At 71.9% G+C, this 12,036-nt stretch carries 13 protein-coding genes; 4 read left to right on the forward strand and 9 right to left on the reverse strand.

Annotated elements, in window-relative coordinates:
• Positions 1-5: 5 nt before the first annotated feature.
• The 5 genes from BG452_RS38135 to zapE all read right to left on the reverse strand — a co-directional run bounded on the left by BG452_RS38135 (position 6) and on the right by zapE (position 5,692).
• Positions 6-1,016 carry a TerC family protein gene (locus BG452_RS38135; RefSeq protein WP_188308915.1) on the reverse strand — a complete coding sequence of 337 codons (1,011 nt, stop codon included), beginning with the start codon at positions 1,014-1,016 and terminating at the stop codon, positions 6-8.
• 199 nt (positions 1,017-1,215) lie between these two features.
• Positions 1,216-1,794: a TerD family protein gene (locus BG452_RS38140; RefSeq protein ID WP_188308916.1), complete on the reverse strand. Its 579-nt coding sequence runs from the start codon at positions 1,792-1,794 to the stop codon at positions 1,216-1,218.
• Positions 1,795-2,040: 246 nt separating this feature from the next.
• Complete coding sequence (uvrB, locus tag BG452_RS38145) at positions 2,041-4,137, reverse strand: excinuclease ABC subunit UvrB (protein ID WP_188308917.1); 2,097 nt, start codon at positions 4,135-4,137, stop codon at positions 2,041-2,043.
• Positions 4,138-4,181: 44 nt separating this feature from the next.
• Positions 4,182-4,640 carry a hypothetical protein gene (locus BG452_RS38150; RefSeq protein WP_188308918.1) on the reverse strand — a complete coding sequence of 153 codons (459 nt, stop codon included), beginning with the start codon at positions 4,638-4,640 and terminating at the stop codon, positions 4,182-4,184.
• Positions 4,637-5,692, reverse strand: a complete 1,056-nt coding sequence (zapE, locus tag BG452_RS38155; protein ID WP_317621420.1) for a cell division protein ZapE — start codon at positions 5,690-5,692, stop codon at positions 4,637-4,639. The genes BG452_RS38150 and zapE overlap by 4 nt, the downstream gene beginning before the upstream one ends.
• A gap of 113 nt (positions 5,693-5,805) precedes the next feature.
• Between zapE and BG452_RS38160 the strand changes: the two genes are divergently transcribed.
• From BG452_RS38160 to msrB, 4 genes are all read left to right on the forward strand, one after another.
• Positions 5,806-6,597, forward strand: coding sequence for a pyrimidine reductase family protein (locus BG452_RS38160; RefSeq protein WP_188308920.1), 792 nt, complete (start codon positions 5,806-5,808; stop codon positions 6,595-6,597).
• A gap of 51 nt (positions 6,598-6,648) precedes the next feature.
• Positions 6,649-7,110, forward strand: a complete 462-nt coding sequence (locus BG452_RS38165; RefSeq protein ID WP_188308921.1) for an indole-3-glycerol phosphate synthase — start codon at positions 6,649-6,651, stop codon at positions 7,108-7,110.
• Between the two features lie 155 nt (positions 7,111-7,265).
• Positions 7,266-8,675: a UDP-N-acetylmuramate--L-alanine ligase gene (murC, locus tag BG452_RS38170; protein WP_223243335.1), complete on the forward strand. Its 1,410-nt coding sequence runs from the start codon at positions 7,266-7,268 to the stop codon at positions 8,673-8,675.
• A gap of 42 nt (positions 8,676-8,717) precedes the next feature.
• Positions 8,718-9,122, forward strand: coding sequence for a peptide-methionine (R)-S-oxide reductase MsrB (msrB, locus tag BG452_RS38175; protein ID WP_188308922.1), 405 nt, complete (start codon positions 8,718-8,720; stop codon positions 9,120-9,122).
• A gap of 45 nt (positions 9,123-9,167) precedes the next feature.
• On the opposite strand, the gene BG452_RS38180 is transcribed toward msrB, so the two are convergent.
• The 4 genes from BG452_RS38180 to BG452_RS38195 all read right to left on the reverse strand — a co-directional run bounded on the left by BG452_RS38180 (position 9,168) and on the right by BG452_RS38195 (position 11,877).
• Positions 9,168-10,361 (reverse strand): cytochrome P450, encoded by a 1,194-nt coding sequence (locus BG452_RS38180; protein WP_188308923.1) that lies wholly within the window; start codon positions 10,359-10,361, stop codon positions 9,168-9,170.
• Positions 10,358-10,915 (reverse strand): GTP-binding protein, encoded by a 558-nt coding sequence (locus BG452_RS38185; protein ID WP_188308932.1) that lies wholly within the window; start codon positions 10,913-10,915, stop codon positions 10,358-10,360. The genes BG452_RS38180 and BG452_RS38185 overlap by 4 nt, the downstream gene beginning before the upstream one ends.
• A gap of 70 nt (positions 10,916-10,985) precedes the next feature.
• On the reverse strand, positions 10,986-11,348 hold the full coding sequence (locus BG452_RS38190; protein ID WP_188308924.1) for a DUF742 domain-containing protein: 363 nt from the start codon (positions 11,346-11,348) through the stop codon (positions 10,986-10,988).
• A gap of 40 nt (positions 11,349-11,388) precedes the next feature.
• Positions 11,389-11,877, reverse strand: a complete 489-nt coding sequence (locus BG452_RS38195) for a roadblock/LC7 domain-containing protein (RefSeq protein ID WP_188308925.1) — start codon at positions 11,875-11,877, stop codon at positions 11,389-11,391.
• Positions 11,878-12,036: the final 159 nt, after the last annotated feature.

Here is a 12,036-nt window from a genome sequence, read left to right on the forward strand (position 1 = left end):
ACGGCTCAGGCGTCCAGCTTCTCGGGCTCCCGCCGCTCGGCCTGCTCGGTCTGCTCGGCCTGCTCGGCGCGCTCGGCCTTCTTCGAGGCCATCAGGCTGGTCACCGTCGTCACGGCCAGCACCACCACGATGAAGCCCAGCGAGAACGGGATGCCGATCTCCGGGACGTGCGCGCCGGCCTCGTGGGCGGCGTGCAGCACCAGCTTCACGCCGATGAAGCCGAGGATCACCGAGAGGCCGTAGCTCAGGTGGACCAGCTTCTTCAGCAGCCCGCCGATCAGGAAGTACAGCTGGCGCAGGCCCATCAGGGCGAAGGCGTTGGCGGTGAAGACGATGTACGGGTCCTGGGTCAGGCCGAAGATGGCCGGGATCGAGTCCAGGGCGAACAGCACGTCCGTGGTGCCGATCGCCAGCATGACGATCAGCATCGGGGTGATCAGCCGGCGGCCGTTCTCCACCACGAACAGCTTGGTGCCGCGGTAGTCGTCGGTGGACGGGAAGCGCCGGGTGATCGACTTGAGCAGCCGGTTCTCCTCGAACTCCTCCTCTTCCTCGTCGGCCCTGGCTTCCTTGATCAGCTTCCAGGCGGTCCAGATCAGGAAGGCGCCGAAGAGGAAGAACACCCAGGAGAACTGGGTGACCAGCGCGGCACCGCCGGCGATGAACCCCGCCCGCAGCACCAGCGCGATGATCACACCGAACATCAGCACGCGCTGCTGGTAGATCTTCGGCACCGCGAACTTGCCCATGATCAGGATGAACACGAAGAGGTTGTCGACGCTGAGCGACTTCTCGGTGATGTAGCCGGCGAAGAACTCACCCGCCGGCCGCCCGCCGGAGTGCCACCAGAGGAAACCGCCGAAGAGCAGGGCCAGCACGACCCAGACGACCGTCCAGATCCCGGCCTCCTTGATCGAGACCTCGTGCGGCTTGCGCCCTCCGATGAAGAAGTCCGCCGCGATCAGTGCGATCAGCACACCGATCGTGGTGGCCCACATGGTTACGGAAACGTCCATTACTGCTCCTCCGGCAGCTAGGCGAGACAGATCGTCACTGCCGGAGGTCTCTTCCGCCCACAGGCTCACCCGGGACCAGCGCCCCGGGGTGCCACGACGGGCACCCGTGATGACGGGGTCGGCTGTCGAGGAATACTCCCCTCCGCTGCCATCGAGAGTAACAGGGGAGGCAAGGAAAGGTAAAGAAGGTAAAAAACCGTCAGAGGAACGGCTCGATCGCCGGCAGCAGGTCCTGGAAGGTCCGCCCCTTCGCCGGGGCGCCGATCGCCTGCATCTCCCAGCCGCCGTTGCCGTCCCGGACCACCTTCGCCATGATCTGCCCGGTGTGCGGCCCGCCGCCCGCCAGCTCGTAGCGGGCCAGCTCCAGCCCGGTGGTCTCGTCCACCAGCCGGCAGTGCGCCTGGCGCACCTCGGCGAAGGTCTGCCCGGTGTACGAGCTGACCGTGAACACCACCTGGGTGATGTGCGGCGGCACGTGCAGCAGGTCGACCAGGATCGCCTCGTCGTCCTCGTCGCCCGAGCCACCCTCCAGGTTGTCCCCGGTGTGCCACACCGAACCGTCGGTGGACTCCAGGTGCTGGAAGAACACCACGTCGGACGGGGTCCGCTCGGCGTACAGCAGCGCCGAGGCGTCCAGGTCGATCTTCCTGGTCCGGCTGCCGAACAGGCCCCGCTTCGGGGCGGCCTGCCAGCCCAGCCCCATCCGCACCACGGTCAGGGTGGCGCCCGCCCCCTTCTGGAGGCTGACCCGCTGCCCCTTGGCCAGGTTCACCGACACGACGTTGTCCTCTCTGCCGGCCACGCGGTCGCTGCCGCACGGCTCCCCGGTGGAACACCCCGTCGCCGTCCCCCGGCTGAGGCCCCCTCTGCTGACGGCCCGCGACCCCGTCCCGAGGGCGCGATGCCGCAGGCCAGCCTAGGGCCTGCGGCACCCGCGACTCCTCCGGGTTACCCGGTTTGTGGCAAGGCTGAGACACCGCCGAGCTTGACCGGTGCCGAACCGGCCAAGCCCGGCGCCCCGCGATCAGGCCACACCGGCCTCGCGCATCTGCCGCAGCTCCTTCTTCAACTCCTTGACCTCGTCGCGCAGCCGGGCCGCCACCTCGAACTGCAGGTCGGCGGCGGCCGTGTGCATCCGGTCCGTCATCTCCTGGATCAGCTCGGCCAGCTCGGCGGCCGGCAGCGACTTGGCCGGCTTGCGCTCCGCGCCCAGCATCGGCACCGGGGCCTTGCCGCCCTTCTGGCCCGCCCCGCGGTAGCCGGTGGAGAGCAGCTCGTCGGTGTCCACGTCCTCCCGGGCCAGGGTGTCCAGGATGTCGCCGATCTTCTTCCGCAGCGGCTGCGGGTCGATCCCGTGCTCCTTGTTGTAGGCCTGCTGCACGGCCCGGCGGCGGTTGGTCTCGTCGATCGCCTTCTCCATCGACGGGGTGATCCGGTCCGCGTACATGTGCACCTGGCCGGAGACGTTACGGGCGGCGCGGCCGATCGTCTGGATCAGCGACGTGCCGGAGCGCAGGAAGCCCTCCTTGTCCGCGTCCAGGATCGCCACCAGCGACACCTCGGGCAGGTCCAGGCCCTCGCGCAGCAGGTTGATGCCGACCAGCACGTCGTACCGGCCGGCCCGCAGCTCGCGCAGCAGCTCCACCCGGCGCAGGGTGTCCACGTCGCTGTGCAGGTACCGGACCCGGATGTCCAGGCCCAGCATGTAGTCGGTGAGGTCCTCGGCCATCTTCTTGGTCAGCGTGGTCACCAGGACGCGCTCGTCCCGCTCGACCCGCTGACGGACCTCGTGCACCAGGTCGTCGATCTGGCCCTCGGTCGGCTTGACGATCACCTCGGGGTCGATCAGACCGGTCGGGCGGATGATCTGCTCGACCTGCCCGTCACCGCGCGACAGCTCGTACGGGCCCGGCGTCGCCGACAGGTACACCGTCTGGCCGGTCCGCCCCAGGAACTCCTCCCACTTCAGCGGGCGGTTGTCCATCGCGGACGGCAGCCGGAAGCCGTGCTCCACCAGCGTGCGCTTGCGCGAGGCGTCGCCCTCGTACATCGCGCCGATCTGCGGCACGGTGACGTGCGACTCGTCGATGACCAGGAGGAAGTCCTCCGGGAAGTAGTCCAGCAGGGTGTTCGGCGCCGAGCCGGGCTCGCGGCCGTCGAAGTGCATCGAGTAGTTCTCGACGCCCGAGCAGGTGCCGATCTGGCGCAGCATCTCGATGTCGTAGGTGGTGCGCATCCGCAGCCGCTGGGCCTCCAGCAGCTTGCCCTGCTTCTCCAGCTTGCCGAGCGTCTGCTCCAGCTCCTGCTCGATGCCGGTGATCGCCCGCTCCATGCGCTCGGGGCCGGCCACGTAGTGCGAGGCGGGGAAGACGTAGATCTGCTCGTCCTGGCTGATGATCTCGCCGGTGAGCGGGTGCAGGGTGTAGAGCGACTCGATCTCGTCGCCGAACATCTCGATCCGGACGGCGAGCTCCTCGTAGACCGGGAAGATCTCGATGGTGTCGCCGCGGACCCGGAAGGTGCCGCGGGTGAAGGCCACGTCGTTGCGGGCGTACTGGATGTCCACGAAGCGGCGCAGCAGGACGTCGCGGTCGATCTCCTGGCCGACCTTGAGCGGAACCATCCGGTCCACGTACTCCTGCGGGGTGCCGAGGCCGTAGATGCAGGAGACGGAGGCGACCACGATCACGTCGCGGCGGGTGAGCAGCGAGTTGGTCGCCGAGTGCCGCAGCCGCTCGACCTCCTCGTTGATCGAGGAGTCCTTCTCGATGTAGGTGTCCGTCTGCGGGACGTACGCCTCGGGCTGGTAGTAGTCGTAGTACGAGACGAAGTACTCGACGGCGTTGTTGGGCAGCAGCTCGCGGAACTCGTTCGCCAGCTGGGCCGCCAGGGTCTTGTTCGGCGCCATCACCAGGGTGGGGCGCTGAAGCTTCTCGATCATCCAGGCCGTGGTGGCCGACTTGCCGGTGCCGGTGGCACCGAGCAGCACGACGTCCTTCTCCCCTCCCCTGATCCGCCGTTCCAGCTCGGCGATCGCCGCCGGCTGGTCACCGTTCGGCTGGAAAGGGCTGACGACCTCGAAGGGCGCCACGGACCGCTCAATACTCGTGATGGGACGCACGCCTCCACCGTACGACCCCCCACCGACAACCGACGCCGTTCCGGTCAGGCCGCGTGGGCCTCGAACCTTCTGGCAGGCTCGCGGGCCGGGTCGATGCGGACCGCGGCGTCGAAAGCCGCGGCGAGCAGTTCGATCAGCGGCCGGGTCGGGTCCACCCCGCTCGCGGTGAGGATGCGGCGCAGGGCGTGGAGGTCGGCCTCGGCGGACGCGGGGTGGTAGTCGAGCTCGTCCCAGCGGTGGTGGGTGAGGGCGAGATCGACCACGGCGAGGGCGAAGGCCCGGCCGCGTTCCGGGTCCGGGCCCCAGTCGAGCGCGTCGAGGTCGAGGCCGACCGTGCCGCGGCCCATCAGGTTCTGGTCCTGGCGGGCCAGCTCGGCGGCGAAGGCGTGCTGCCAGTCGTCCCGGGCCGGGGCGGTGACCGCGAGCATCAGGACCTCGACCAGCACCTCGGTGGCGCCGTTGCCGAGGTCGAGCTCGTGGCCCCCGCCCCGGAAGGGGTTCATCCCTGCTTCAGCTTCTCGCTGTCGCGGGCGAGGGCGACCAGGCGGGAGATGGCGCGCAGGTACTTCTTGCGGTAGCCGCCGCGCAGCATGTCCTCCGGGAAGACCTGGTCGAAGGGCAGGCCGGAGGCGGTGATGGGCAGTTCGCGGTCGTACATCCGGTCGGCGAGGACGACCAGGCGCAGGGCGGTGGACTGGTCGTCGACCTGCCGCACGCCGCGCAGGCAGACCGCCGTGACGTCGTCCAGCAGCGCGCCGTAGCGGCTGGGGTGGACGGCGGGGAGGTGGGCGAGCAGGGCGTCGAAGTCGTCCAGCGAGGCGCCGGGGGTGCGGGTGGCGACGGCCTCGACGGCGTCGTCGGCGTACGGCGGCGGGGCGTCGGGCAGGCCGCGGTGGCGGTAGTCCTGGCCGTCGATCCGCATCGGGCGGAAGTGCGCGGACAGGCCCTGGATCTCGCGCAGGAAGTCGGCGGCGGCGAAGCGGCCCTCGCCGAGCTTCTCCGGCAGGGTGTTCGAGGTGGCGCACAGCTTGACGCCGTTCTCGACCAGCCGGCCGAGCAGGGTGGAGACCAGCACGGTGTCGCCCGGGTCGTCCAGTTCGAACTCGTCGATGCACAGCAGGGTGTGCCCGGAGAGGGTCTGGACGGCCTGCTGGAAGCCGAGCGCGCCGACCAGGTTGGTCAGCTCGACGAAGGTGCCGAAGGCCTTGGGGCCGGGGGCGGCGTGCCAGAGCGAGGCGAGCAGGTGGGTCTTGCCGACGCCGTAGCCGCCGTCGAGGTAGACCCCGGCCGGGCCGGTGGGCGCGGGGGCGGAGCGGCGGAACCAGCTGCGCTTGGGCGCGGAACCGTTTCCTCCTCCGAGGGTCGCCGCGAACTCCTCCAGGACCTGGACGGCCTCGTACTGGCTGGGCTGGGTCTGGTCCGGGATGTACGTCCCGAAGCTCACGTCGGCGAACCGGGGCGGCGGGACCATCTCGGCGACCAGGCGCTCGGCGGGCACGACGGGGCGGCGGTCGGTGAGCGCGATCGGGGCGCCGGCCGCGCTCGCGGCGGCTATCGACTCGGTCGCGGTGGCGGGGCGGGAGGCTGCGGGCACGGTAGTAGAGGGTACGCCTGGTCCCGGCCGCCCCTGAAACCCCTCCGGAGGGCCCGCGGTGGAACACTGAGGGCATGCACCAGTTGATCAGCCCGCTGGGCGCTCCGGTCGCGGATCCGTCCGACCTGGAATCGCTCGCCGCCGTCTACGCGTACCCCGACCAGGTGAATCGGGGGCGCCCGTGGCTGCGCGCCAACATGGTGGCCGGGCTGGACGGCGCGGCGAAGCTCGACGGGCTGTCCGAGGGGCTGTCCGGCGACGCCGACAAGCGGATCTTCGGCGTGCTGCGGGCCCTGTCGGACGTGGTGCTGGTGGGCGCCGAGACGGTCCGGGCGGAGGGTTACCGGCCGGCCCGGGCGCGCCGGGAGTTCGCGGCCGCGCGGGCGGCGGCGGGGCAGTCGACGGCCCCGGCGATCGCGGTCGTGAGCCGTTCGCTGAACCTCGACCTGGGCGCGCCGCTGTTCACGGAACCGCTGGTCAGGACGGTGGTGATCACCGTCGAGGACGCCCCCGAGGAGCGCCGCCGGGAGGTCGCCGCGGTGGCCGACCTGGTGCTCGCCGGGCGCGGCTCGGTGGACCTGCGGACGGGCGTGGCGGCCCTGGTGGAACGGGGCTGGACGCGGCTGCTGACCGAGGGCGGACCGCGGCTGCTGGGGCAGCTGGCGGCGGCGGGCCTGCTGGACGAGCTGTGCCTGTCGCTGGCCCCGCTGCTCACCGGCGGCGACGCGCCGCGCATCGTCCACGATGCGGAAATGCCTGACGTGCAGCGGATGCGGCTGGTCTCATTGATCGAGCAGAAAGGATTCCTCTTCACTCGCTACCTGCGTCACCTGGGTTCGGATGACCCCGTGACCCCCCGATCGTGATCCCGTTATGCGATGCCGGGGCCCGGGGGCCGGCCACTGGAAGGGACTCACGTGTTCAAGACGGTACTGATGATCGAAAAGGCGCTCTCGGACGCGGACGTGGAGCTCGTCACCACGCTCCACAGCGACGAGAAGGTGTCCTTCGTCGTCCTGATGCAGCCGCGCGGCAAGCAGGACGAACTGCTGCGGGCGCTCGACGACGTCGCCCTCGGCCACCTCGACAAGGTGGTGCACGAGCACGACGAGTCCGAGGGCGGCCCGACCGTGGCCGGCGAATCGCTCGAGCACAGCCTGCGCCACCTGCGCCGGGCCGGCGCCGAGGCGATCGGCGAGCTGGTCGAGGAGAAGCCGCTGGACCGGCTGCGCGCGGCGGTCGAGGAGCACCGGGCGGACGAGGTGGTGGTGCTCACCTCACCGCACTTCGTGGAGGAGTTCTTCCACCGCGACTGGGCCTCCCAGGCCCGCCACAAGGTGGGGGTGCCGGTGCTGCGGCTGTTCGCCAGCGACTCGTAGCTCCGCGTAGCACCGCGCGCCGGTGGTGCAGAATCGTCCTTGCGGTCCCTCCGCGAGGACGATTCGCGCGTCTCGTACGCGTCGCACCTCTCGCGCGTCCCGCGCCTCGCCGGACCCATCTGCCCACACAGCCATCGCCCGTACGGAGCCACGCCTTGAACGACGCCGCGCACGACCTGCACGCCCCGCACTTCATCGGCATCGGCGGCGCCGGGATGTCCGGCCTGGCGAAGATCCTCGCAGTGCGCGGTGCCAGCGTCTCCGGCAGCGACTCCAAGGAGTCCGAGACCGTCCTCGCGCTGCGCGCCCTCGGCGCCGCGGTGCACGTCGGCCACGCCGCCGAGCACGTGCCGGACGGCGCCAGCAGCATCGTGGTCTCCAGCGCGATCCGCGCCGACAACCCGGAGCTGGTCGCCGCCCACGAGCGCGGCATCCCGGTAGTGCACCGCTCCGACGCGCTGGCCGCGCTGATGGGCGGCCGCCGGGCGCTGGCGGTGGCCGGCACCCACGGCAAGACCACCACCACCAGCATGCTCGCCGTCGCCCTCGGCGAGCTGGGTCTGGAGCCGTCCTACGCGATCGGCGGCGACCTCGACGCGCCCGGCTCCAACGCCCAGCACGGCACCGGCGAGATCTTCGTCGCCGAGGCCGACGAGAGCGACCGCAGCTTCCACAAGTACGCGCCCGAGGTGGCGATCGTGCTCAACGTGGAGCTGGACCACCACGCCAACTACGCCTCGATCGACGAGATCTACGAGTCCTTCGAGACCTTCGTCGGCCGGATCACCCCCGGCGGCACCCTGGTGGTCTCCGCCGACCACGACGGCGCCCGCGAGCTGACCGCCCGGGTGGCCGGGCGCGAGGGGCTCAACGTGGTCACCGTCGGCGCCGCCGAGGACGCCGACCTGCGCGTCCTGTCCGTCGTCGCCCGCGGTATGACCAGCGAGGTCACCGTGGAACTGGACGGCGCCGAGCTGGCCTTCACCGTCTCGGTGCCCGGCCGGCACTACGCCCACAACGCGGTCGCCGCGCTGGCCGCCGGCGTCGCGCTGGGCGTCCCGGCCGCCGACCTGGCCAAGGCGCTCGGCGCCTACACCGGCGTGCGCCGCCGCCTCCAGCTCAAGGGCGAGGCGGCCGGCGTCCAGGTGATCGACTCCTACGCCCACCACCCGACCGAGATGACCGCCGATCTGGAGGCCATCCGCGAGGGCCTGGAGGGCGCGGGCCGGGTGCTGGTGGTCTTCCAGCCGCACCTGTTCAGCCGCACCCAGCAGCTCGCCGAGGAGATGGGCCAGGCCCTGGCGCTGGCCGACGCCTCGGTGGTGCTGGACATCTACCCGGCCCGCGAGGACCCGATCCCGGGCGTCACCAGCGAGCTGATCATCGACGCCGCCCGCCGGGCCGGCGCCGACGTCACCCCCGAGCACGACTTCGCCGCCGCCCCCGCCCTGCTGGCCGGCCTGGCCCGCCCGGGCGACCTGCTGCTCACCATGGGCGCCGGCGACGTCACCAACCTCGGGCCCGAAATTCTGAAGCACCTCGCGAACGTTGCCTCCAACGTCTGACAACGTCCGACAAGGTCCGACGTACGCCGAGCGGGAGTCGTGATGAGCTACGAGATCCAGAAGACCGAGGCCGAGTGGCGCGCCCAGCTCAGCCCCGAGGAGTACCACGTGCTCCGCGAGGCGGGCACCGAGCGCCCGTTCGTCGGCGAGTACACCGACACCAAGACGGTCGGCGTGTACGGCTGCCGGGCCTGCGGGGCGGAGCTGTTCAGCTCCGAGACCAAGTTCGACAGCCACTGCGGCTGGCCCTCGTACTACGCGCCGCTGGCCGAGGACCGGGTCCAGTACATCGAGGACACCACCCTCGGCATGCGCCGGGTCGAGGTGCGCTGCGCCAAGTGCGGCGGGCACCTGGGGCACGTCTTCGAGGGTGAGGGCTACGGCACGCCGACCGACCAGCGGTACTGCATCAACAGCATCTCGCTGACGCTGCGGCCGGCCGAGTAGCAGCCGGCACCGAAGGCCCGGACGATCGCCGTCCGGGCCTTCGGGCTATCCGGCCAGCGGCGCGAAGCGGACCGGCAGGTGCACCAGGGCTCGGTGGAAGGGCCCCGGGCGCCAGAGCAACTCCTCGGCCGGAGTGGCGAGTTCGAGGTCGCTGAGCCGGCTGGTCAGCTGCTCGATGGCGGTGATCGCGATCAGCAGGGCCGGGTCCCGGGCCGGGCAGGCGTGCGGGCCGGCCGCCCAGGCCAGGTGGGCGCTCTCGCCGCTGCGCAGCCCGTCGCCGTCGGTCGGCGGCGCGGCCTGGGAGTTGGCGGCCGCGTACGAGACCAGCACCAGCGAGCCGGCCGCGATCTCCCGGCCGTGGAAGGTGATGTCGTACCGCGGATAGTGGGCGGAGAGGTTGGCCAACGGCGGCTCGTGCCACAGCACCTCGTCGATCGCCTGGTGGGCGGTCATCGCGCCGCCGAACAGCGAGCCGGCGTAACGGGCGTCGGTGAGCAGGCGCAGCAGGGCGTTGCCGATCAGGTTGGTGGTCGGCTCGTGTCCGGCGATCATGGTCAGGGTGATCTGCCGGATCACCTCGTCGTCGTCCAGCCCGACCGGGTGGGTGACGAACCAGGAGGCGAGGTCGTGCCGGGGGCGCTCGCGGCGCTCGGCGACCATCGCGGTGACCACCGCGACGAGCTTGCCGTACGCGGCGCCGGCCTTCGCGGTGGACTCGATCAGCCCGGTGATCGCGGCGACCACCTGGGCGTGCTCGTCCTCGGGCACCCCGAACCAGGTGGTCAGCACGAAGGCGGGCAGCTGGCGGGCGTACTCGGCGATCAGGTCGGCGCTGCCGACCGCCGCGAAGCGGTCGATCAGCTGGTGGGCGACCTCGGCGACCTGGCGTTGCAGCCGGTGCGGTTCGAACAGGGCGAGGCCGTCGGTGATCACCGCGCGGTAGCGGGCGTGCGTCGCGCCGTCGCTGAACAGCGCGGTCGGGCGGTAGCCGAGCACCGGCAGCAGCGGGGAGTCCGGCGGGACGGTCGCCTGCCAGGCGCGGGAGTCCTTGGAGAAGGTGTCGGTGTCGCGCAGTAAGTCCAGGGCGGCCTGGTAGTCGGTGACCAGCAGGGCCGCGACCCCGGGGGCGATCTCCACCGGGGCGACCGCGCCGTGGCGGCGCAGCCGCTCGTACACCAGCTGGGGGTCGGCGGCGAAGACCGGGCCGTAGATCGGGGTCGGTCGGGTTTCGGTGGTCACTGTCCCTCGTGGGTGTCGGGGCCTGCGGGCAGGGTGTCGAGGACGTGCTCGGCCAGGGCGATCAGCGCGTCGATGCTGCTGCCGCGCTCGCGCGCGTCGCACAGCAGCAGCGGGGTCGCCGCGTGCAGGTCCAGGTGGGCGCGCAGCACCTCGGGCGGGTGGTCCGGGGAGTCCGGGAAGCGGTTGACGGCGACGGCGTACGGCAGGCCCTGCTCCTCGACCATGTCCATGATCTCGAAGGAGTCGGCCAGCCGGCGGGTGTCGGCCAGCACCAGGGCGCCCAGGGCGCCGCGGGCGATGTCCTGCCACAGCGGGAAGAAGCGCCGCTGGCCGGGGGTGCCGAACATGTAGAGCACCGTGTTGCCGGGCAGCGTGAGCCGGCCGAAGTCCACCGCGACGGTGGTGGTGGACTTCTCGGGCAGGCCCGCCAGGTCGTCCACCGGTCGTCCGGTCTCGGTCATCGCCTCCTCGGTGTGCAGGGTGGCGATCTCGGAGAGGGTGCGGATGAGCGTGGTCTTGCCGACCCCGAACGGGCCGGCGACCACCAGCTTCATCAGTGTCTGGTCCCGGTCGGGCAGGTAGCCCACCCGGCGCGACCGCCCGGCGGGAGAGCCGGGGCCGGGGTCACCGGAGCGCACGGAGTCCAACGAGGAGCCTCTCGACGATGGAGCGGTCGGTCTGCTGGGCCCGCGGGATCGGCGCGCGGGCGTGCAGGCAGCCGGCCTCGACCAGGTCGGCTGCCAGGAAGACGGTGGCGCTGACCGGCAGGCTCAGGTGCGCGGCGGCCTCCACCACCGTCAGCGCGCCGGGGCGCAGCAGTTCCCAGAGCCGGCGGTGTTCGGGTTCGAGGTCGGCCGGCGGTTCGGCCCGGTCGGCCCGGTCCGCGAACAGCACGGTCAGCCGCTCGAAGCCCTCGGTGCCGGGGCGGCTGCGGCCGCCGGTGGCCAGGTAGGCAGGCACCATCCGCCTGCGGGGGACGGCGCTCATGCTTCCACCTCGCTTCGCTCACTCATCCGCGCACGCTCGTTCATGACCCGGCGGCGGTGCCCTGCGACCCGGCGGCCCGCTGCCCGGTGGCCCGCCGGCCGGCGCCCTGCGGCCCGGCGCTCTGCTGCCGGGGCGGGCTCGCGAGCGCCCGGCCCAGGGCGGCGACCTGGAGCTGCATCTGGTAGGCCACGTTGCCGAGCTGGGCGTCCGGGGCGGTGAACACGGCGAGCGAGGTGTTCTCTCCGGCGGGGACGACGATGGCGTAGCCGAGGTCGGACTCCACCACGGTCTGGGCCAGCCGCGGCCGCTCGGTGTCGGTGAACGCGGTGGTGAAGGCGCGGGCGGCGGCGTGCACGGTGGCCGTCATCGCGGCGACCCGCTCGGCGGAGGCCCGGCCGAGGCCGTCGGAGGCGGCCTCGACGAGGCCGTCACCGGTGGCGACCACCGCGTGCAGCACCCCCGGCAGCTCCAGCAGCGGGCTCAGCACCCAGGAGATCTCGGCGGCGGTCGGGCTGGGCGAGCTGCTCACTGCTCGGCTCCTTCTAAGGTCGGTCCGGTGGTGTGGTCACTGGCGTCGCGGCCCGCGGTGGTGCCGCCGGTGCTGCTGCTCCCGCCGGCCGCGGTGGTGTCGCCCGGCTCACGGGTCCCGGCGCTGCCGGCGGCACCGGCGGCGGCGGCCCGGCCGGAG

This window comes from Streptomyces sp. CBMA123, assembly GCF_014596465.1.
In the GTDB taxonomy this organism is placed as follows: domain Bacteria; phylum Actinomycetota; class Actinomycetes; order Streptomycetales; family Streptomycetaceae; genus Kitasatospora.